The 19,886-nt window shown below is 67.0% G+C and carries 20 protein-coding genes; 17 read left to right on the top strand and 3 right to left on the bottom strand.

Annotated features, from left to right (window positions below):
* Positions 1–99 precede the first annotated feature (99 nt).
* Complete coding sequence (locus tag ABE485_RS00570; RefSeq protein ID WP_346512725.1) at positions 100–492, top strand: hypothetical protein; 393 nt, start codon at positions 100–102, stop codon at positions 490–492.
* Positions 493–687: 195 nt separating this feature from the next.
* A complete protein-coding gene (locus ABE485_RS00565; RefSeq protein ID WP_346512723.1) occupies positions 688–2,628 on the top strand; it encodes a WG repeat-containing protein in 1,941 nt (646 codons plus the stop codon).
* A 152-nt stretch (positions 2,629–2,780) separates the two neighbouring features.
* Here the strand turns inward: ABE485_RS00565 and ABE485_RS00560 are convergent, their stop codons facing one another.
* On the bottom strand, positions 2,781–3,713 hold the full coding sequence (locus ABE485_RS00560; RefSeq protein ID WP_346512722.1) for a LysR substrate-binding domain-containing protein: 933 nt from the start codon (positions 3,711–3,713) through the stop codon (positions 2,781–2,783).
* Between the two features lie 171 nt (positions 3,714–3,884).
* Here ABE485_RS00560 and ABE485_RS00555 point away from each other — a divergent pair, with 171 nt between their 5' ends.
* The 6 genes from ABE485_RS00555 (at position 3,885) to ABE485_RS00530 (ending at position 9,159) form a co-directional block, all read left to right on the top strand.
* Positions 3,885–4,796, top strand: a complete 912-nt coding sequence (locus tag ABE485_RS00555) for an amino acid ABC transporter substrate-binding protein (protein ID WP_346512720.1) — start codon at positions 3,885–3,887, stop codon at positions 4,794–4,796.
* 97 nt (positions 4,797–4,893) lie between these two features.
* Positions 4,894–5,661, top strand: a complete 768-nt coding sequence (locus ABE485_RS00550) for an amino acid ABC transporter permease (RefSeq protein WP_346512719.1) — start codon at positions 4,894–4,896, stop codon at positions 5,659–5,661.
* A gap of 1 nt (position 5,662) precedes the next feature.
* Entirely contained in the window at positions 5,663–6,352 is a 690-nt protein-coding gene (locus ABE485_RS00545; protein WP_346512717.1) for an amino acid ABC transporter permease, read from the top strand.
* Positions 6,353–6,416: 64 nt separating this feature from the next.
* Positions 6,417–7,151: an amino acid ABC transporter ATP-binding protein gene (locus tag ABE485_RS00540; RefSeq protein ID WP_346513085.1), complete on the top strand. Its 735-nt coding sequence runs from the start codon at positions 6,417–6,419 to the stop codon at positions 7,149–7,151.
* 5 nt (positions 7,152–7,156) lie between these two features.
* A complete protein-coding gene (locus ABE485_RS00535) occupies positions 7,157–8,215 on the top strand; it encodes a threonine aldolase family protein (protein ID WP_346512715.1) in 1,059 nt (352 codons plus the stop codon).
* Between the two features lie 38 nt (positions 8,216–8,253).
* Positions 8,254–9,159, top strand: a complete 906-nt coding sequence (locus ABE485_RS00530) for an EamA family transporter (protein ID WP_346512713.1) — start codon at positions 8,254–8,256, stop codon at positions 9,157–9,159.
* Between the two features lie 77 nt (positions 9,160–9,236).
* On the opposite strand, the gene ABE485_RS00525 is transcribed toward ABE485_RS00530, so the two are convergent.
* Entirely contained in the window at positions 9,237–9,533 is a 297-nt protein-coding gene (locus ABE485_RS00525) for an acylphosphatase (protein WP_346512711.1), read from the bottom strand.
* A 161-nt stretch (positions 9,534–9,694) separates the two neighbouring features.
* Between ABE485_RS00525 and ABE485_RS00520 the strand changes: the two genes are divergently transcribed.
* Together ABE485_RS00520 and ABE485_RS00515 are read left to right on the top strand one after the other, a co-directional pair.
* Positions 9,695–10,591, top strand: coding sequence for a phytanoyl-CoA dioxygenase family protein (locus ABE485_RS00520; RefSeq protein ID WP_346512710.1), 897 nt, complete (start codon positions 9,695–9,697; stop codon positions 10,589–10,591).
* 207 nt (positions 10,592–10,798) lie between these two features.
* Entirely contained in the window at positions 10,799–11,962 is a 1,164-nt protein-coding gene (locus ABE485_RS00515; protein WP_346512708.1) for an alpha-hydroxy acid oxidase, read from the top strand.
* Between the two features lie 66 nt (positions 11,963–12,028).
* Here ABE485_RS00515 and ABE485_RS00510 read toward each other — a convergent pair whose 3' ends face one another.
* The gene (locus ABE485_RS00510) at positions 12,029–12,871 is read right to left on the bottom strand and encodes an IclR family transcriptional regulator (RefSeq protein WP_346512706.1); all 843 of its coding nucleotides are present in this window, start codon (positions 12,869–12,871) and stop codon (positions 12,029–12,031) included.
* Between the two features lie 211 nt (positions 12,872–13,082).
* Here ABE485_RS00510 and ABE485_RS00505 point away from each other — a divergent pair, with 211 nt between their 5' ends.
* The 7 genes from ABE485_RS00505 to ABE485_RS00475 are packed head-to-tail and all read left to right on the top strand — an operon-like array spanning position 13,083 to position 19,856.
* Positions 13,083–14,153 (top strand): ABC transporter ATP-binding protein, encoded by a 1,071-nt coding sequence (locus ABE485_RS00505; RefSeq protein ID WP_346512704.1) that lies wholly within the window; start codon positions 13,083–13,085, stop codon positions 14,151–14,153.
* A gap of 1 nt (position 14,154) precedes the next feature.
* A complete protein-coding gene (locus ABE485_RS00500) occupies positions 14,155–15,045 on the top strand; it encodes an ABC transporter permease (protein ID WP_346512701.1) in 891 nt (296 codons plus the stop codon).
* A gap of 19 nt (positions 15,046–15,064) precedes the next feature.
* Positions 15,065–15,859, top strand: a complete 795-nt coding sequence (locus tag ABE485_RS00495) for an ABC transporter permease (RefSeq protein WP_346512699.1) — start codon at positions 15,065–15,067, stop codon at positions 15,857–15,859.
* Positions 15,860–15,896: 37 nt separating this feature from the next.
* The gene (locus ABE485_RS00490) at positions 15,897–16,238 is read left to right on the top strand and encodes a (2Fe-2S)-binding protein (protein WP_346512697.1); all 342 of its coding nucleotides are present in this window, start codon (positions 15,897–15,899) and stop codon (positions 16,236–16,238) included.
* Positions 16,235–17,620 (top strand): NAD(P)/FAD-dependent oxidoreductase, encoded by a 1,386-nt coding sequence (locus tag ABE485_RS00485; protein WP_346512695.1) that lies wholly within the window; start codon positions 16,235–16,237, stop codon positions 17,618–17,620. The genes ABE485_RS00490 and ABE485_RS00485 overlap by 4 nt, the downstream gene beginning before the upstream one ends.
* Positions 17,617–18,789 carry an NAD(P)/FAD-dependent oxidoreductase gene (locus ABE485_RS00480; protein ID WP_346512693.1) on the top strand — a complete coding sequence of 391 codons (1,173 nt, stop codon included), beginning with the start codon at positions 17,617–17,619 and terminating at the stop codon, positions 18,787–18,789. The genes ABE485_RS00485 and ABE485_RS00480 overlap by 4 nt, the downstream gene beginning before the upstream one ends.
* Positions 18,786–19,856: an ABC transporter substrate-binding protein gene (locus ABE485_RS00475; protein WP_346512691.1), complete on the top strand. Its 1,071-nt coding sequence runs from the start codon at positions 18,786–18,788 to the stop codon at positions 19,854–19,856. Before ABE485_RS00480 ends, ABE485_RS00475 begins: the two co-directional genes overlap by 4 nt.
* Positions 19,857–19,886: the final 30 nt, after the last annotated feature.

Here is a 19,886-nt window from a genome sequence, read left to right as displayed (position 1 = left end):
TTTTCAGAGACACCAAAAATGATAGTAGAGATCGGCAGTGCCAGTTCGACGCCAGTCGTTTCGCGGTACGAACCCCCCTCTCCCCCTCCCGCTACTCAAGTGAATGAAGTCAGCGCCACGGAGCCGGAGTCGCAGACAAATGCTGACGCGTCGTCGGCCGACACGTCGGCGGCGCAACAGAGCCAGGAGTCTGATCCCGCCAAGAACGGAGGCGAATCGCTTGAGTCGCTCAGGGAGCAGATCGCGCAATTGGAGAAGCAGCTTGCGCAAGCGCTGGAGGAGTTGCGCGATGTTCAGTCAGCCACCATGGATGAAAAGCAGAAGGCGGCGCTGACGGCCGCCCTTCAGGTGAAAGTGGCGGTGTTGAACTCGTCTTTGATGTCCATGATGATGAAACTGGCAGAGGCCATTGCCAATGAAAACGGCAAGAATTTTGAGAAGGCGGTTGCGCTGGCTGCGTCTCAGGTGGTGGCGGCAGCGCGGGTTGAATGAACGCCAGCAGATCCGCCCGCGGCGAATTCGCGAATACACTTCGGTCAGGAAGACCTGACGACAGGCCGTGCGGATTGAAGGTGATTGCACATCGAAGGCCAGCCCGATCCGGGCTGGCCTTCGGCTTTCCGGATCCGGCGATCGGGTGTCACCAATCACGCGCCCCGGGCGCCTCTGCAATAAAAGGAAGTGAAGATGGGAAATCGGGCCTGGCTGTATCTGTGCTCGGACGAGGATGAAGGCGCGCCGCCCTCGGAGATCGCGAGCGCGAACGGCAACCTGCCGACGTTGTGGCAGGTGCTGCTGGCCAATGGCGAGCCCGGTGCGGCGCCCGATGACCAGGACCTCCTTGGTGATGTCGACGGCGACGGAGCGGGCATTGCCGCCGATGCGCGTGCCGCCTGCGCGCGTCTGGGTGAATTGGCGGCGTTCATGCGGTCGCACGCGGAGCGTGACGATGCGCCGCTGGTGTTGCAGTTCGATGCTGCCGTGCGGTACCTGGACGAGCTGATCGATGAACACGACGGCGAAGGCGAGTTGTGGATAAGCGCGAATCTGAATGAACTGTCGTGGCTGCACGCGGGCGGCGCGCAGGCTTACGTTCACCAGACACGAACTCTGTGCGACGAACGCTGGCACGCGTTGCAGCAAGGCATGCGGGCGGGCGACGTGGCCGCCATCTGCCAGCTGCTGGACGTGCAGGACGCCGGCGACGACTCCGGCTGGGCCTGGCGCTTTGGCTTTGGCGGGCTGTCGCATTCCTACTTTCATGAACAGGAGCCGGCTCGCACGGTCAGTTTCGAGGACTACGTGGCCGAGGGTGGCGACGATGAGGGCGCGTGGCTCGGCGGCGGGTTGTACCGCTACCGTGTGGACAACTTGTGGGGGCTGCGGGCGGTCGATCCGGAATCCGGATCCGACGACGACGACGATTGCTGGCTGCCGGTGATGGCGCCTCAGTGGGATGCGATCTGGCCCAGCGGCGCGTCCGATGAAGGCGTGCTGTGGATAAGCCGCGAAGGACGCACCGGGCTGCTGCAGGTCGCGGAGAACGTCGCGCGCGTGCTGGTGGCGCCGCGCTTTGACGCGGTGTGGGATTTTGAAGAAGACGTGGCGAGCGTCCAGGTCGACGACAAGGTCGGTCTGATCGCCGCGGATGGCCATGAAATCCTGCCGCCGTCGCTGGACGAGGCCTGGAACTGCGCGCAAGGCCTGGTGGTGGCGCGTGTGGGGGATCGGCTGGGCTTTGTGGATAAGTCGGGCGGCTGGGCGATCACGCCTCGCTTTGAGGACGCGGGGTCGTTCTGCCCCGGGGGCCTGGCGCCCGCGTTCGAGGCGCAGGCGTGGGGTCTCGTCGACCGGCGTGGCGATTGGGTGGCGGCGCCCGAGTGGGACGACGTTTATTGGGACGAGGACCTGCATGCGTTCATCACCGAGCGTGATGGGATGCAGGGGCTGATCGACGCGTCGGGGCGCCCGGTGCTGGACGCGAGCTTTGCCGCGCTGGCGCCGCTGGATACCGCGGCGGATGCCGCCGAGCCGTGGAAAAACGGCTTGATGCGGATTAGCGTGCTGACGCAGGATGCGCGACGCGGCGTGGTGGATGGCGAAGGCGTCGTGCGGGTGCCGATGGTTTACAGCGATCTCGGCGAGGTGAGCTGGCTGCCGTCGGCACGGCCTGGCATCCTGGAGCCCGCGCCAGATGGTCAGGCGGGGCGATATGCGCGGATCCTGGCGAACGTGGGTCGCGATGACGATGGCGACGAGACGTGGGCGGAGGGCGTCTACGACATGGCCGAGGGCCGCGAGGTGCTGGCCTGCCGGCATGTGCTGACGTTCGGGCTGGCGTGGGACGGCGGGTATGGGTGGCTGGTGCTGCACGCGGGCGAGGCGCCTTGCCCTCACAACGTGGACGGCCTCTACGTGGGCGTGGCGAGCGCCGTTGGCGACTGGCTGCATGAACCTGTCTACGCCTGGATCGGATCGCCGGAATCCCTGCAGACGGCGGCGGGCGTCTATAACGGCCCGCCGGCGATTGTCGAGCAGTGGAACAAGGGCGAGCCGGTACGGACCATGCGGGGCGATACGGGTGAGCTTGTGATGCTGCACCGTGATGGGCGGGTGACGCCCGCCTAGGGTGACGGCGAAATGCCGCATGCCGTTGCGGCAACGGTGTCTGACACGCTGGGGAGACGGTCGCCGGCTTGCGGCGGTGTCTCATAGGGTGTCGGACACCTCATCGCAAGACCTCCAGACACCGTCTCGACGTTCATCACCGCAGCGTATGGCTACCGCGGCGGGCGCGCCTTCAGATCCCCCATCTCTTCCTGCATCAGCTGATGCGCATAGCGCGAGAACACCGTGACCAGGCGGGTGCGCGTGTGATACGGCGGGTACAGTAGCGCAACCGTGACCGGCACCGCCGGGCTGAACGGGCGGACCTCGACGCCGTTCGCTTCGTATTCCTCGCGCGCGGCCAGGGGGTTGATCAGCGCCACGCCCAGCCCCGCGCCCACCAGCGCGCATACCGACGATCCCAGCCCGGCTTCGGCCACGGTGTGACGCTCGACCTTGGCGGACTTGAAAACGGCGTCGATGCGTTCCCGCAGCGGCGTGCCGCTGGGAAAGGCGATGAAGGGTTCGCCGGCGAAGTCGGCCGGCTTGAGCTTCTTCAGTTTGGTCAGGCGGTGCCCGCGGGGCATCACCGCCACGCAATTCATCGTGAGGACGGGCTCCACCTGGATGCCGGGGGCGTCGCCCGACAGCATGGCCAGGCCGGTATCGCAAAAGCCCGAACTGATCCAGTTGTGGACGGTGCTGGCGTTTCCGGAATGGATCGCCACCATGACGTCCGGATATTCCGTCTTGAAGGCCGCGACGATGCGCGCGAGCAGCCCGCCGGCCAGGCGCGGCATGGCCGCCACGCTCAGGCGGCTGGCGCTGAACGAACGGATGCTGGCGGCCGCCGACTCCAGGCCGGCCAGTCCGATGAAGGTCTTTTCCACTTCCTGGAAGAAGCGCGACCCGTCCTGCGTGGGGCTCAGGCGGCTGCCGTTGCGGTCGAACAAGGGAAACTGGGTGATTGCTTCCAATTGCGCGATTAAGCGGCTAACGTGCGGCTGCGAGGTATGCACGCGCCGCGCCGCGGCCGTCATCGAGCCGGTCATCATGACGGCGCGGAACGCCTCGATGTGTCGCAAGCCCATCCGTGGAATGGCCATATCAAATCCGTATAGAGGAATACCTGATTGGAACTGGATAAAACCATACTGCTAGTTGATACTTTTTGCCAGCCGCGGGGCTCATCGCGGGACGCGGCGGTCGCCAACCAGTCTGGAACCGCCGATCGTAAACATAAATATGCGCCGCACGCACGGCGCCAAGGGAATCACATGAAAGCACTTGCCGCGATCTCCGTCGCCGCCGCCCTGCTCGGCAGCGCCGCGTCCGCCCATGCCGAAGGCCCCAGCCGCCTGGACAAGATCCGCGAAACCGGCGTTCTGACCATCGGCCATCCCGAGACCTCGGTGCCGTTCGCGTACCTGGACGGCAACCAGAAGCCGATCGGCTACACGGTGGAAATCTGCCAGGAAGTGGCCAATTACGTGAAGGCCGCGCTGAAGCTGCCCAAGCTGGAAGTCCGCTACAACCCCACGACGTCCGCCACGCGCATTCCGTTGCTGGCCAACGGCACGATCGACCTGGAATGCGGCAATACCACCAATAACGAAGCCCGCCACAAGCTGGTGTCCTTCGCGCCCACGACCTTCGTGGCGCAGGTGGTGCTGGTGGCGCGCAAGGATGGCGGCGTGAACCCCAATGACCTGGCGTCGTTCCGCGGCAAGACCATCGCGGCGCAGGCGGGCGGCCAGACGTTCAAGCTGATCTCTCAGCTCAATGCGCAGGGCAACCTGGGCATCTCCATGGCGCCCACCAAGGACACGGCCGAAACCATCCTGATGGTGGAATCGGGCCGCGCCGCGGGTTCGGCCAATGATGACGGCATCGCCTACGGCGCGGTGGCCTCGTCCAAGAACCCCGACGCCTTCGTGATCGGCACCAAGGGCCTGGAAATGGCGCCCTACGGCATCATGCAGCCCAAGGACGATCCGGCCTTCAAGAAGGTCGTGGACGACGCCGTGCTGGACCTGATCAAGACCGGCAAGGTCGCCGCGCTGTACGACAAGTACTTCAATGCGCCGATCCCGCCCAAGCAGATCAACCTGAAGTACCCCATGAGCGACGCCCTCAAGCGCGCCCTGGCCAAGCCGACCGACTCGGGCGATCCCAAGGCCTACGAGTAAGCAGTCTGCGCGCGGGGCGCCTGCCGTCCCGCGGCGCACATCGAAGTTTTGACACCGGCCGCCCGGCGCGGCCGGCGTCGCCATCAAGGGCCTGGGCATGAATTACAACTGGAGTTGGAGCGTCTTCCTGGAGATGTCGCCGGACGGCGTGCATACCTTCCTGGAAACGATCCTGATCGGCGTGGGCTGGACGCTTGCGCTGGCGCTGACCGCATGGGTTTTCTCGCTGCTGCTGGGGTCCTGGCTGGGCGTGATGCGCACGGCGCAGTCGCGGCTGATGAATGCCGTCGGCGCGACCTACGTGGAGATCTTCCGCAACGTTCCGCTGCTGGTGCAGATGTTCCTGTGGTACTTCGTGCTGCCCGAGCTGCTGCCGCACGCCTGGGGCCTGGCCATGAAGCAGATGCCGCAGCCGTGGGGGCAGTTCGTGCCCGCCGTGCTGTGCCTGGGGTTCTATGGATCGGCGCGGGTGGCCGAGCAGTTGCGCGCCGGCATCCAGTCGCTGCCGCGCGGGCAGTTCCAGGCGGGCACCGCGCTGGGCCTGACTGAAGCGCAGGTGTACCGCTACATCATCCTGCCCGAGGCCTACCGCATCGTGCTGCCGCCCTTGACGTCCGAATTCATGGGCACCATCAAATACTCTTCGGTGGCGCTCACCATCGGCCTGCTCGAACTGACGGGGCAGGCGCGTTCCATGGCGGAGTTCAGCTTCCATATCTTCGAGGCGTTCTCGGCCGCGACGGTGATCTACCTGATCATCAACGGCATCGTCGTGCTGGGCATGCGCATGCTTGAACGCCATGTCGCCGTGCCCGGCCTGATCGGGTCGGCGTCCCGGAACGTCCCCGCGGGATTGGGGCGCTAGCATGGGCAAGTTCGATTTTGATGTGATCTGGGGCTCGCTGCCCTACCTGTTCCAGACAGGGATGACGTTCACGCTGACGCTGACGGTGCTGGCGGCGGTGATGGGCCTGGCGCTGGGCACGATCCTGGCGATGATGCGGCTGTCGCGCTACAAATTCCTGTCGGTGCCGGCGGGCATCTACGTGAACGTGATGCGTTCGATCCCGCTGCTGCTGGTGATCTTCTGGTTTTATTTCCTGATGCCGTACATCGCTGCGTGGATCGTGGGCTCGCCCACGCCCCTGCGGGTGGGCGCCTTCAATTCGGCGGTGATCACGTTCACGCTGTTCGAGGCCGCGTATTTCTGCGAAATCATGCGGGCGGGCATCCAGTCGATCGCCCGCGGCCAGGTGTCGGCCAGCATGGCGCTGGGCCTGAACCACTGGCAGGGCATGCGCTATGTGGTGCTGCCGCAGGCCTTGCGCAACATGGTGCCGGCGCTGCTGACGCGCGTCATCATCCTGTTCCAGGACACGTCGCTGGTCTACGTGCTGTCGCTGACGGACTTCCTGGGCGCCGCGGCCAAGATCGGGCAGCGCGACGGGCGGCTGGTGGAACTCTATCTCTTCGTGGCGGTGGTGTATTTCGTGATCTGCTTCACGGCATCGCGTCTGGTCAAGCGGCTGGAAAAGCGCACGCGGGTGCTGCGCTGAGCCCTGCGGCGCGGCCTCCTAGTTATCCACAGGTTCAACGATGCAACTTACTTCCAATCCTCCCATGATCGAAATCCGGCAGGTCAGCAAGTGGTACGGCGACTTCCAGGTCCTGGACGAATGCTCCACCACCGTACGCCGCGGCGAAGTCGTGGTCGTGTGCGGCCCGTCCGGCTCCGGCAAGTCGACGCTGATCAAGACCGTGAATGCGCTGGAACCCTTCCAGAAGGGCGAGATCGTGGTCAACGGCGTGTCGGTGGGCGATCCGCGCACCAACCTGCCCAAGCTGCGCGCCGTGGCCGGCATGGTGTTCCAGCACTTCGAACTGTTTCCGCACCTGTCGGTGACCGAAAACCTGTGCCTGGGCCAGGTCAAGGTGCTCAAGCGCGGCAAGGACGAGGCGCGCCAGCGTGCGCTGGCGCTGCTGGAGCGCGTCGGCCTGTCGGCGCACAAGGACAAGCATCCCGGCGAGCTCTCCGGCGGCCAGCAGCAGCGCGTGGCGATCGCGCGCGCGCTGTCGATGGACCCGGTGGTGATGCTGTTCGACGAGCCCACCTCCGCGCTGGACCCCGAGATGGTCAATGAGGTGCTGGACGTGATGACCGACCTGGCCGGCGAAGGCATGACGATGATGGTGGTGACCCACGAAATGGGGTTCGCCCGCCGCGTCGCCGACCGTGTGATCTTCATGGACGGCGGCAAGATCGTCGAGGACTGCGCCAAGGAGCAGTTCTTCGGCAACGTGGAGGAGCGTGCCCCGCGCACGCGCCAGTTTCTTTCCAAAATTCTGCAGCATTGAAAGCCATGACCCAGCGGACTCCCGCCGACCTCCCCAGCACGCCCGTCGACCTGCGCAGCGATACGGTTACCCACCCCACCGCGGCCATGTACGAGCGCATGCGCTCCGCGCCGATCGGCGATGACGGGCTGGATGGCGATCCCTCCGTGCGTGAGCTGGAGGCCTACGTGGCCGCCTGCCTGGGCAAGGAAGCCGGACTGTTCGTGCCCAGCTGCACCATGGCCAACCTGCTGGCCGTGCTGGCGCAGACCCAGCGCAGCGAGCAGGTGGTGCTGGAATCGACCGCCCACATGTACACGTCGGAACGGGGCGCGGCCACGTTCACGGGTTTGTTCTACCAGGGCGTGTCCGGCGCCGAGGGCGCGATGGACCTCAACCGGCTGGAAGAGGCGCTGCAGACCGGCGGCCACAAGCTCAAGACATCGCTGGTGGCGATGGAAACGTCGCACAACAATGCCGGCGGCGCGGTGCTGCCGCTGGACCACATGCAGGCGGTGCACGGCATGGCGCGCGCGGCCGGCGTGCCAGTGCACCTGGATGGTGCGCGCCTGTTCAACGCGGCGGTGGCGCTGGACGTGCCTGCCGCAAGCATCACGGCGCATGCGGACACGGTGTCGCTGTGCCTGTCCAAGGGCCTGAGCGCGCCCGTGGGCGCGGTGCTGGCGGGAAGCCAGCCCGTGGTGGCCAACGCGCGCACGCTGCGCCGCATGCTGGGAGGCACGCAGCGCCAATCGGGAATCATGGCCGCGGCAGGCCTGGAAGGCGTGCAGCACATGGGCCAGCGCCTGGCCGAGGACCACGTCCGCGCCCGGCGCCTGAGCGACGGCATCAACGGGCTGGCGCCCGCGCTGTCCGCGACGGTGCCGCAAACCAATATCGTGCAGGTCGAGACCGCGGACACCGGCATGAGCAATGCGCAGTGGGTAGCGGCCCTGCAGGCGCAGGGCGTCCTGACCCGGCCGTGGGGCCGCACGCGGCTGCGCTGCGTGACGCACCGGCATATCGGCGACGACGATATCGACACCGCCGTGAAGGCATTCGCCGCCGTCTTGGACGGCCACTGATTCAGGCAATTTTGGGGTCAGCGATGCGATAATGCCGCATGTCCACCACCCATCTTTCCCGAAAAGACTATTTCTGCGCCTTGGCGGTGGTGGTCATCTGGGGCCTGAATTTCGTCGTCATGAAGGTCGGCATGCGGGGCTTGTCCCCCATGATGCTGGGCGCGCTGCGGTTCGCGCTGGCGGCCTTCCCCCTCATCCTCTTCGTGCGCATGCCGCGGCTGCCGTGGCAGTGGATCGCGGCCTACGGGCTGGTCCAGGGCCTGGGCCAGTTCGGCCTGCTCTTCACCGCGCTGAAGTTCGGCATGCCCGCCGGCATGGCGTCTCTCGTCATCCAGACCCAGGCATTCTTCACGCTGCTGCTGGCGGCCCCCGTGCTGCATGAGCACGCGCGCCGGCATCACTGGATCGGGCTGTGCGTGGCCGCGCTGGGACTGGCGGTCATCGCCGGGGGGCGCGGCGACGGGCCGGGCCAGATGACGATGCTGGGCTTCGTGCTCACGCTGGGCGGCGCGTTCATGTGGGCCGTGTCGAACATGATCGTGCGGCTGGCCAGCCGCAAGGCGCCCGGCTACGACCCCTTCGCGTTCATTGCCTGGAGCAGCGCCGCCCCGGTGCTGCCCTTCCTGCTGCTGGCGGTGCTGATCGACGGCTGGGAGCCGGTGGTGGGCATGGTCACCGGCATGGGCTGGGGCGAGGCGCTGTCGGTGATCTACCTGGCGGTGCTGGCGACGCTGCTGGCCTACACGTTGTGGACGCAGTTGCTCACGCGCCACGCGGCCGCCAAGGTCGCGCCGTTCTCGCTGCTGGTGCCGGTGGTGGGACTGTGGGCGGCGTCCATGGCCTTCGACGAGCGGCTGCAGCCGCTGCAATGGCTGGGCGCCGCTTGCGTGCTGTGCGGCCTGGTCATCAACCAGGTCGGCGGACGCTGGCTGCGCTCGCGCTGAGCCGTCCACCTTCCGGCATTCAATCTCAGCCTGCTCGGCTGACCGGATTACGCCGTGCCGCCTAGGGCGCCGGATCCTTAGAGTTGCTCGAAGCGGATGTAACGCTTATCGGCGTACTCCCGGCGCGTGATGATCTCCTGCACCACCGCGCCCGGCGGGCCGCGCCGCAGCCATTCCAGCATGTGATCCACCTGGTCGGGCGTGCCCTGCACCAGGGCTTCCACCGTGCCGTCCAGCATGTTCTGCACCCACCCCTTGACGCCAAGCATGTGGGCGCGCCGCACCGTGGCGTGCCGGTAGCCCACGCCTTGCACCGTGCCGCTGACGGTGACGTGGACGGTTTCGATATGGGAATCGGCCTTAGGGTCTTGCATGAAATTTCCTTCGGATGATGCGCCGTCCGGCTCAGGAAGCGTAGGCGGAATCGGCTACAGCGGATGGTCTATAGGCCCGGTGGGCATCGAAGCGATACGTTAGAGCACATGTCAAAACGTGGCAGCGGAAATACCCATTATCAGAGCTTGGAGAAGCCATTATGGAAGAGACCAGTTTGTTGTCGGAAGCCGAGACAGCGCGCTACAGGGATCAGGGCTATCTGGCCTTGAAAGAGATGTGCCCGCAGGATGAAGTGGGCTACATCAGAAGAACGCTGATGGAGCTGTTCACGAACAAGACCGGATACAACGAGGGCGCGCAGTATGACTTCGTCAGCCGGGATGATCCGACCAAGCCCGCCAAGTTTCCGAGCCTGCATGATCCGCGCCATTATGCCCCGGGCCTGCTGAAGACGGTTTACCACGAGCGCACGCTGGAGCTTGCCCGCCAGTTGCTGGGGCCGGAGGCCGCGCTGTATGGCGAGCACGCCCTGCTCAAGCCCGGCCCGCATGGACCGGAGACGCCGTGGCACCAGGACGAGGCCTTCCGCTCGCCGGACTTCGTCTACAACGAACTGAGCATCTGGCTGGCGCTGCAGCCGGCCACCCTGGAGAACGGCTGCATGCAGTTCCTGCCGGGGTCGAACAAGTGGGACGTGCTGGAGCACCGTTCGCCGGGCGGCGACAAGACCCTGCATCCGCTGGAGTGCTGCGGCGACTTTCCGCGCGACCAGGCGGTGGCCGAGCCGCTGGATCCGGGCGGCATCACCGTCCATGACGCGCGCACGCTGCATTTCACGGGGCCCAATACGTCGCAGTCGCCGCGGCTGGCTTACATCCTCATCTACAACACGCCGCCGGTCTACAAGCCGGGGCGCAGGGAGTTTCCGTGGCTGGAAGGCCGCTGGACCGACAGCCAGACGCGCAAGAAGCAATGGCACAAGCGCGGCGGGCTGGCGGTGGACGTGATGCGGCGCCTGCCGGGGGCGAGGCTGACCAGCCCGCGCTGGGTGGCGTGGGCAACGATCCGGGCGGTGAGCAAGGTGTGGCCGCGATAGGGCTGGGCGTGCAGGGGCCGTAGAGTCCTTGCGCAGGGGGGCGAACGGGGCCGGCAAGCGACGCTTGCCGGCCTCGGCGCGTATACTGGGCGGCGTCGCGCGGCGCACACGCCCGGCGCGGCGGCAAGGCTGCCCACGGCTGGCGGCCTGAAAGCAAAAGAAAACGAGTCGCAGCTGGCGCACCCCTATCACTCCACAGACCACTCCATGACCGCTAACCTTTCTACGATCACCTGCATCGAAGATTTGCGCGTCGTCGCGCAGAAGCGCGTGCCGCGCATGTTCTATGACTACGCCGATTCCGGCGCCTGGACTGAAGGCACCTATCGCGCGAATGAAAGCGACTTCCAGAAGATCAAGCTGCGCCAGCGCGTGGCGGTGAACATGGAAGGCCGGTCGCTGCGCACCACCATGGTGGGCCAGGACGTGGTCATGCCGCTGGCGATTTCGCCCACGGGCCTGACCGGCATGCAGCACGCCGACGGCGAGATCCTGGCGGCCAAGGCGGCGGCCGACTTCGGCGTGCCCTTCACGCTGTCCACCATGAGCATCTGCTCGCTGGAAGACGTGGCGCAAGCCACCAAGAAGCCTTTCTGGTTCCAGCTCTACGTGATGCGCGACCGCGAATTCGTGGCCAACCTGATCGACCGCGCCAAGGCCGCCGGCTGCTCGGCGCTGGTCCTGACGCTGGACCTGCAGATCCTCGGCCAGCGCCACAAGGACATCAAGAACGGGCTGTCCACCCCGCCCAAGCCCACGCTGCGCAACCTGATCAACCTGGCCACCAAGCCGCGCTGGTGCATGGGCATGCTGGGCACCAAGCGCCGCACCTTCGGCAACATCGTGGGCCACGCCAAGGGCGTAAGCGACCTGTCGTCGCTGTCGTCGTGGACCGCCGAACAATTCGACCCGCGCCTGAGCTGGGACGACGTGGAAAGGATCAAGCAGCGCTGGGGCGGCAAGCTCATCATCAAGGGCATCCTCGACGTCGAAGACGCGCAGCTGGCCGCCAATAGCGGCGCCGACGCGCTCATCGTCAGCAATCACGGCGGACGCCAGCTGGACGGCGCGATGTCGTCGATCGCTGCCCTGCCGTCGATCGCGGACGCCGTGGGCTCGAAGATCGAAGTGTGGATGGACGGCGGCATCCGCTCCGGCCAGGACATCCTGAAGGCGGTGGCGCTGGGCGCCCGCGGCGCCATGATCGGCCGCGCCTTCCTGTACGGCCTGGGCGCCTACGGCCAGGCCGGCGTGACGCGCGTGCTGGAGATCCTGTACAAGGAAATGGACACGACCATGGCGCTGTGCGGCCGACGTTCGATCGAACCCGGCGACCGCAGCATCCTGCTGCCGGGCACCTATCCCAACTGAACCTCGCCACGCGGCGGACGACGGCCCGGACAGCGATTGTCCGGGCCGTTTTTTCTGGCCGCCCGGTCAGCCGCCGTTGCCGGTGCCCAGGTACTGGCTGGGACGCCGCAGCGCGGGATCGAAGGGGTTGATCTGCGCGCCCACGGCGTCGGCCTCGCGGCGCAGCATTTCCACGATCAGGGGCAGGCGCTCATCGCTGATGCGCTCGAGCGGCGCCGCCACGCTCAGCGCCGCGACCGTGACGCCGTTGGGGTCGTAGACCGGCACGGCCAGCCCCGCGATGTTGGGGAACACGCCCTGCCCCTGGCTGCGCGCGTAGCGCAGTTCGAGGCATTCCTTGATGCGCACCCGCATCGAGATTTCGTCCACGAATCCCAGGTGATGCAGCCGCGGGATGTTGAAGCGCATGACTTCTTCCCGCTCGGCTTCCGGCAGGCTCGCCAGCAGCACGAGCCCGCCCTGCCCCATGCCCAGCGGCACGCGCCCGCCGATGTCGCCTGTGTGCGACCGCACCGGGAAGGCGCCGTCCACGCGGTCGACGCAGACGGCGTCAAAGCCGCTGCGCACCAGCAGGAAGATGGTGTCGTTGAGCATGCCCGACAGGCGCAGCATGGCCGGCCGGTACAGGGTGCGCAGGCTGGACTGGTGCGTGCCGGCGGCGGCGGCCAGGGAGAAGAAGGCCACGCTGAGCTGATAGCCCTTGCTTTGCGCCGGCTGCTCCACCACGCCTTCCTGCATCAGTCCCTGCAGCACCCGGTGCGCGGTGGCCTGGGCCAGCCCGGTGCGCGCGGCGATGTCGGTCAGGCGCAGTTTTTCTCCTTTGGCGTCGGCCAGCACCCGCAGCACCGCGAACGCGCGCTGCAGCACGCCCTGGCCTGCGGAGTCATCCGCCGCTTCTGATTTCTTCATTCTTGAGTTCCGATAATCAAAATAGTCACGCTTATTTTTATCAGGAAATTCTATTGAATGGAAATTCTTTAAAGAAAATTCGATTCTTCGGAAAACCCTAATTGACCCTGGGTTTTGGCGGCTCCTAGACTGCGCCATCAGATAAGCCGCCAGGGCGCCGCACAAGGCGCGCAGGGGGCGCAAGGCCCGCACGGGCTACGGGGTTTGGAATATGTCTTTTCTGCGGCTGGACAACGTCTCCAAGAACTACGGCGACCTGCGGGTCGTCTCCGACCTGAACCTGTCGGTCGAAAAGGGCGAATTCGTTTCCCTGCTCGGGCCGTCCGGTTGCGGCAAGACCACCACGCTGCAGATGATTGCCGGATTCGCCGACGTGACCTGCGGCGCGATCACGCTGGACGGCCGGGACATCACGCACGCCAAGCCGAACACGCGCGGCCTGGGCATCGTGTTCCAGAGCTACGCGCTGTTTCCCCACCTGACGGTGGCGGACAACGTCGCCTTCGGTCTGAAGATGCGCAAGGTCGAACGCGCCGAGCGCCTGTCCCGCGTGCGCGAGGCGCTGGCGCTGGTCAAGCTGGACAAGCACGCCGACCGCTTTCCGCGGGAACTGTCGGGCGGCCAGCGGCAGCGCGTGGCGCTGGCCCGCGCGTTGGTGATCCGTCCGCCGGTGCTGCTGCTGGACGAGCCGCTGTCCAACCTGGACGCCAAGCTGCGCGAAGACATGCAGTTCGAATTGCGCAGCATCCAGCGCAAGATCGGCACCACCACCGTCATGGTCACGCACGACCAGGCCGAGGCGCTGTCCATCAGCGACCGCGTGGTCGTGATGCAGGATGGCCGCGCCACGCAGGTGGACGCGCCCTATCGCATGTACGAGCATCCGCAGAGCGAATTCATTTCGCGCTTCGTGGGCAAGACCAATCTTTTGCCGGGACGCGTCGCGCGCTGCGGCGCCCAGGCCGAAATCGAGACCGGCGCGCTCCGTCTGCTGGTCGACGGCGAGGGCTTGCGCCACGGCGACAGCGTGCAGTTGTCGCTGCGACCGGAAAAGCTGGTGCCCGTGCCTGCCGGGCAGGGCAAGCTGGCCTGTGTCGTCAACACGCGCTATTTCCTGGGCAGCCAGTGGATGTACGACCTGGACTCCCCGGTCGGCGCGCTGACCATCCTGACGCCCAACGACGGGCGCCGCCCGCATGACGATGGCGAAGCGATCGGCCTGGACTGGGCGGACGGCGTGCTGCGCGTCCTGCGCGCGCCCGCGGCCGCGGCGGCGGCCTGACATGGCGACCCTGACGCAACGCGGCGCCGCCGCCAGCCTGCCCAAGCCGCGCAACGACGGCCTGCTCGCCATCCTGGGCTCGATCCCACTGGCCATCGTGTTCCTCACGCTGGTGCTGACCCCGCTGGCGCTGACCTTCGCGCTGTCCTTCCGGCCCTTCGACTATGCCGCGGGCATCCAGCCCGGCCACACCTTCGAACACTACCTGGCGGTGGTGACCGACAGCTACTTCCTGGAAATCTTCTGGCGCACGTTCTGGATCGCCGGCGTCACCACGCTGATCTGCGTGCTGATCGGCGCGCCCGAGGCCTACATCCTGTCGCGCATGGGCAAGCCCTGGCGTTCGATCTTCCTGCTGGTGGTGCTGTCTCCGCTGCTGATCTCGCTGGTGGTGCGCGCCTTCGGCTGGAGCATGCTGCTGGGGCCCGGAGGCGCCATCGGCAAGGCCGCCGCCGCCCTGGGGCTGGGACCGCTGCTCTACACGCCCACCGCGGTCATCATCGGCCTCGTGCACGTCATGCTGCCCTTCATGGTCATTCCGGTGTGGACGTCGCTGCAGAAGCTGGATCCCACCGTCGAGCACGCCGCGCTCTCGCTCAATGCCTCGCGCTTCCAGACGCTTACGCGCATCGTGCTGCCGCAGGCCATGCCGGGCATCCTCTCCGGCAGCCTGATCGTGTTCGGCCTGTCGGCCAGTTCGTTCGCGATTCCCGCGCTGCTGGGCGGGCGCCGGCTGAAGATGGTGGCCACCGTCGTGTACGACGAATTCCTCACCGAACTGAACTGGCCGCTGGGCGCGGCCATCGCGATCGTGCTGCTGGTGGTCAACGTGATCATCATGATGGCGTACAACCGCGTCGTCGAACGCTCTTACCGCCGCAGCCTGGGCTGACCCGCGCAAGGAATCGAACATGCAGAAGAACGGTCCTTTCGCGCTGGCGTTCAACTTCCTGGTGGTGGCCTTCGTGCTGGCGCCGCTGGTCATCGTGTGCCTGGTGGCGTTCACGCCGGACTCCACGCTCACGGTGCCCACCACCCGCTTTTCGCTGCGCTGGTTCCATGCGGTATTCGAGCACCCCAACTTCATGCAGGCGTTCAGGAACAGCCTGTGGCTGGCCTTCCTGTCGGCCAGCATCGCGGTGTGCCTGGCCGTGCCCGCGGCCATCGCCATCACCCGCTACCGCTTTCCGGGCCGGGACGCGCTGAACGGGCTGTTCCTGTCGCCTCTGATGATTCCGCACCTGGTGCTGGGCGTGGCCCTGCTGCGCTTCTTCGCGCTGATGGGCATGGCGGGCAGCTTTCCGTGGCTGGTCGCGAGCCACGTGGTCGTCATCACGCCTTACGTGATGCGCCTGGTCATCGGCGCGCTGGTCGGCTTCGACCGGTCCATCGAGCACGCGGCCCTGTCGCTGGGCGCAAGCCGCGCAACCGTGTTCTTCCAGGTGACCTTGCCGCTCATCATTCCCGGCGTGTCCGGAGGCTGGCTGCTGGCCTTCATCAACAGCTTCGACGAACTGACGATGTCGGTGTTCATCACCGCGCCGTCGACCATCACGCTGCCGGTGCGCATGTACATGTACGCCACCGAATCCATCGACCCCATGATGGCCGCGGTGTCCGCGCTGGTGATCGGCCTGACGGCCGTGACCATGCTGCTGCTGGACCGCGTGTACGGACTGGACCGTGTGCTGGTGGGACAGAAATGAATTCGCTGCCGACAGCCGCAAAGGAGACGCGGGCGCCATGGCAATACTGAAACGCCTGGCCGAAACCGGCCGGCCCGCCTTGACGTTCACCTTCGACGGGCAGACCTGCTCGGCGCTGGCGGGCGATACGGTGCTCACCGCCGTGCTGACGCAGGCCGACCGACTGCGCGTGTCGGAATTCGGGGGCGGCCCGCGCGCCGGGTTCTGCATGATGGGCGCCTGCCAGGACTGCTGGGTGCAGCTCGAGGACGGCGGGCGCGTGCGCGCCTGCTCCACCTACATCGAACCCGGCATGCGCCTGCAGAGCACGGCGCTGGCGCCTATATCGGCGCCCGGCACGCTGTCGGCCACCGCCTGGCCCGAGGACGACGCAACATGAGCATGCTGATGCCCGTGATCGTCGGGGCGGGTCCCGCCGGCATACGCGCCGCGCAGGCGCTGGCGGCGCAGGGCCTGCGGCCCGTGATCCTGGACGAAGGGCTGCGTCCCGGCGGCCAGATCTACCGGCAGCCGCCGCCCGGATTCTCGCGTCCCAAATCCGCGCTGTACGGATTCGAGCACCGCAAGGCCGACGCCGTGCACCGGACCATGGAAGGCCTGCTCTCCAAGGTGGAATACCGCCCCGGCTGCCTGGTCTGGAACGCGGAAGGCAAGACGCTGGACGTGCTGCGCGACGGCGTAAGCACCAGCGTGCCGTACACCCACCTGATCCTTGCCACCGGCGCCACCGACCGCGTGCTGCCGTTTCCCGGCTGGCTGACGCCGGGCGTGTACACCCTGGGCGGCTCGCAGGTCGCGCTCAAGCACCAGGGATGCGCCATCGGCGAGCGCGTGGCGTTCATGGGGACTGGTCCGCTGCTTTATCTCGTGGCCTACCAGTACGCCAAGGCGGGCGCAAAGGTGGCGGCCGTGCTGGACACCTCGCGCTTCGGCGATCGCGCCGCGGCCTTGCCGGGCATGCTGCGCGCGCCCGGGCTGCTGGCCAAGGGCCTGTACTACATGGCATGGCTGCGCGCCCATGGCGTGCCTTTGCGCAGCGGCGTGCGTCCGGTTGCCGTTCAAGGCAAGGAGCGCGTGACGGGGCTGGCCTACCGGCTTGGCGACCGAACCCATTCCGTGGACTGCGACGCCGTCGGCTTCGGCCTGGCCCTGCGTTCGGAAACCCAGCTCGCCAGCCTGGTCGGCTGCGAATTCGAATTCAACGAGCGCGACCGCAACTGGACGCCGCGACGCGATGCCGCCGGGCGCAGCAGCGTGCCCGGCGTGTACGTGGCGGGCGACGGCGCGGCGATCGGCGGCGCCGATGCGGCCGAACTGGCGGGCGAGCGGGCGGCGCTGGCGCTGCTTGAAGACGCGGGCCATCCGCATGACGCGCGGCGCGCGCAGGCGCTGGAAGCCCGGCTGGCCGCGAACGGCCGCGTGCGCGACGCGCTCGAGCGCGCCTTTCCCTTTCCGCGGGACTGGGCCGCCGGCATCGCCGACGACACCGTCGTCTGCCGTTGCGAGGAAGTGACCGCAGGCACGATCCGCCAGGCCGCCCACACCACCGCGGCGCATGAAATGAACCGGCTGAAGGCGCTGACGCGCGTGGGCATGGGGCGCTGCCAGGGCCGCATGTGCGGCGTCGCGGCGGCCGAGGTGCTGGCGCATGCCGTGGGCTGTTCACCCGCGCTGGTGGGGCGGCTGCGCAACCAGCCGCCGGTCAAGCCGGTCCCGGTGAGCGTCGTGTGCCTGGAACGACCAAAGCAGAAGGCGGCATGATGCAGCGCATAGATACGGAAGTGGCCATCATCGGCGGCGGCATCGTCGGCGGCAGCGCCGCGCTGTTCCTGCGCCGCCTGGGCGTACCCGTGGTGCTGCTGGAGGCCGCGCTGTGCGGCGCCAAGGCCAGCGGCGTGAACTACGGCGGCGTGCGCCGGCAGGGGCGCGGACCGGAGCAGATGCCCTTGACGCGGCGTGCCCACGAACTGTGGGGGCAGTTGCAGGAATTGATCGGCATTGACGGCGAGTACGTGCGTTCGGGCCACCTGAAGCTGGCCTGCTCCGAGGCCGACCTGGCCTTGCTGGCAGCCTACCGCGACCGCACCCGCGGCTTCGGCATGAACCTGCAAATCCTGGGGCGCCGCGAACTCGCGCGGCGCTTTGGCTGGCTGGGACGGGAGGTGGCCGGCGGCTCCTTCTGCCCTGAAGACGGCCACGCCAACCCGCGGCTGGTGTCGCCGGCCTTTGCGCGTGCCGCGGCCGCCCTGGGCGCCGATGTGCGCGAGGGCGTGCGCGTGACCGCCGCGGAGCACGACGGCTCGGGCTTCATCGTACGCGCCGGCGACGCGCTGGAAGTGCGCTCGCGCTTCCTGCTCAACTGCGCGGGCGCCTGGGCGGGCCGCTTTGCCGAAGGCTTCGGCGAGGCCGTTCCCGAAACCTCCATCCATCCGCTGATGATGGTCACCGAACCGCTGCCCGTGTTCATGGACGTAAGCCTGGGCGTGCAGGGCGGCGGTATCTACGCACGGCAGGTCGCGCGCGGCAACTGCGTGATCGGCGGCGGGCGCGGCGTGTCGGTGGATCCGGACTATGCGCGCCCCGGCCGCGCCAACGTGGGCGCGCTGATGGCCAACGCCGCCAAGCTGCTGCCCGCGCTGCGCGGCGCCCAGGTCATTCGCTTCTGGACGGGCGTGGAAGGCAACATGCCCGACCACAACCCGGTGCTGGGGCCCAGCGCCACGACGCCCGGGCTGTTCCATGCCTTCGGGCTGTCGGGCGCGGGATTCCAGATCGGCCCCGCCGTCGGCGAAGTGCTTTCCGAACTGGTCGTGCGCGGCCGTTCCTCCATTCCTGTCGATGCCTTCCGCATTGAACGGTACGCGGCCGCCGCTCACGGCGCCGCGGCTCGGCCTGAGAGTGTTCGTGAGCAAACGCTGGAGTCACCATGATGGATAAGAAACAGGGCGCGATGCGCCTGAACAAGGGGAAGCGGCTGCTGGGCGCGGCGCTGCTGGCGCTGCTGTCGGCCGGCGCGATGGCGCAGCAGAAGACGCTGTACGTCGGCATGAACGGCGGCGACATGGAACGCGCCTTCACGCAGCACGTGTTCCCGGACTTTGAAAAAGCCAACAACGTCAAGATCGTCGTGGTGCCCGGCACCTCGACCGACGTGCTGGCCAAGGCCCAGGCCTACAAGGACAAGCCCCAGATGCACGTCATGTTCCTGGACGACGGCATCATGGCCCGCGCCATTTCGATGGGCCTGTGCGAACAGCTCAACGACGACCCCGTGCTCAAAGAGCTGTACCCGACCGCCGTGATGAAGGACCGCATGGCGGCCGGCATCGACATCGGCATGACCGGCCTGGGCTACAACACCAAGATGTTCGCGGACAAGGGCTGGGCCCCGCCGACCTCGTGGATGGACCTGGCGGACCCGAAGTACAAGGGCAAAGTCGTGTTCCAGTCCGCGTCCGGCAGCACCTTCGGCCTGCACGGCTTCCTGATGTTCAACCGCATCGAAGGCGGCAACGACCAGAACTACGAGCCCGGCTTCAAGAAGTGGCCGTCCACCATCGGCCCCAACGTGCTGGAGTACATCCCCAACTCGGCCAAGCTGGCCGAAATGATCCAGTCCAACGAAGCCGCGATCTTCCCGCTGACGCCCACCGCCATCGCCCGCCTGAAGAAGCGCGACATCCCGGTGGAATACGCCCAGCCCAAGGAAGGCTCCGTCATCCTGATGGTGGGTGAATGTGTCATCGCCAAGAACAGCGAACCCGAACTGGCGCAAAAGCTCGCGCTGTATCTGCTGTCCGCCCAGGCCCAGGCCAAGGCCCTGGAGATGGGCGGCCATTTCCCGTCCAACAAGAACGTCCAGGCGCCCGCCGACAGCGCCGAAGCGCTCAAGCGCTTCCAAGGCTACATGGCGAACGCTAAGATCCTGGACTGGGACCAGATCAACGCGGCCCGGCCGGCCTTCAACGCCCGCTGGAACCGCACGGTCGAACGTTGACGACAGCGCGCGGCGCACCTGTGGATAAAT

This window comes from Achromobacter spanius (assembly GCF_039673305.1).
GTDB lineage: Bacteria > Pseudomonadota > Gammaproteobacteria > Burkholderiales > Burkholderiaceae_B > Achromobacter > Achromobacter spanius_F.
Note: the sequence above shows the minus strand (reverse complement) of the source record. Positions and strands in the feature narration are given on the sequence as shown.

What these genes read in the sequence shown, in the direction of transcription:
- ABE485_RS00565 (WP_346512723.1), top strand. Translation starts at nt 688, where the DNA reads ATGGGAAATCGGGCCTGGCTGTATCTGTGCTCGGACGAGGATGAAGGC.
- ABE485_RS00560 (WP_346512722.1), bottom strand. Translation starts at nt 3,713, where the DNA reads ATGGCCATTCCACGGATGGGCTTGCGACACATCGAGGCGTTCCGCGCC.
- ABE485_RS00555 (WP_346512720.1), top strand. Translation starts at nt 3,885, where the DNA reads ATGAAAGCACTTGCCGCGATCTCCGTCGCCGCCGCCCTGCTCGGCAGC.
- ABE485_RS00550 (WP_346512719.1), top strand. Translation starts at nt 4,894, where the DNA reads ATGAATTACAACTGGAGTTGGAGCGTCTTCCTGGAGATGTCGCCGGAC.
- ABE485_RS00545 (WP_346512717.1), top strand. Translation starts at nt 5,663, where the DNA reads ATGGGCAAGTTCGATTTTGATGTGATCTGGGGCTCGCTGCCCTACCTG.
- ABE485_RS00540 (WP_346513085.1), top strand. Translation starts at nt 6,417, where the DNA reads ATGATCGAAATCCGGCAGGTCAGCAAGTGGTACGGCGACTTCCAGGTC.
- ABE485_RS00535 (WP_346512715.1), top strand. Translation starts at nt 7,157, where the DNA reads ATGACCCAGCGGACTCCCGCCGACCTCCCCAGCACGCCCGTCGACCTG.
- ABE485_RS00530 (WP_346512713.1), top strand. Translation starts at nt 8,254, where the DNA reads ATGTCCACCACCCATCTTTCCCGAAAAGACTATTTCTGCGCCTTGGCG.
- ABE485_RS00525 (WP_346512711.1), bottom strand. Translation starts at nt 9,533, where the DNA reads ATGCAAGACCCTAAGGCCGATTCCCATATCGAAACCGTCCACGTCACC.
- ABE485_RS00520 (WP_346512710.1), top strand. Translation starts at nt 9,695, where the DNA reads ATGGAAGAGACCAGTTTGTTGTCGGAAGCCGAGACAGCGCGCTACAGG.
- ABE485_RS00515 (WP_346512708.1), top strand. Translation starts at nt 10,799, where the DNA reads ATGACCGCTAACCTTTCTACGATCACCTGCATCGAAGATTTGCGCGTC.
- ABE485_RS00510 (WP_346512706.1), bottom strand. Translation starts at nt 12,871, where the DNA reads ATGAAGAAATCAGAAGCGGCGGATGACTCCGCAGGCCAGGGCGTGCTG.
- ABE485_RS00505 (WP_346512704.1), top strand. Translation starts at nt 13,083, where the DNA reads ATGTCTTTTCTGCGGCTGGACAACGTCTCCAAGAACTACGGCGACCTG.
- ABE485_RS00500 (WP_346512701.1), top strand. Translation starts at nt 14,155, where the DNA reads ATGGCGACCCTGACGCAACGCGGCGCCGCCGCCAGCCTGCCCAAGCCG.
- ABE485_RS00495 (WP_346512699.1), top strand. Translation starts at nt 15,065, where the DNA reads ATGCAGAAGAACGGTCCTTTCGCGCTGGCGTTCAACTTCCTGGTGGTG.
- ABE485_RS00490 (WP_346512697.1), top strand. Translation starts at nt 15,897, where the DNA reads ATGGCAATACTGAAACGCCTGGCCGAAACCGGCCGGCCCGCCTTGACG.
- ABE485_RS00485 (WP_346512695.1), top strand. Translation starts at nt 16,235, where the DNA reads ATGAGCATGCTGATGCCCGTGATCGTCGGGGCGGGTCCCGCCGGCATA.
- ABE485_RS00480 (WP_346512693.1), top strand. Translation starts at nt 17,617, where the DNA reads ATGATGCAGCGCATAGATACGGAAGTGGCCATCATCGGCGGCGGCATC.
- ABE485_RS00475 (WP_346512691.1), top strand. Translation starts at nt 18,786, where the DNA reads ATGATGGATAAGAAACAGGGCGCGATGCGCCTGAACAAGGGGAAGCGG.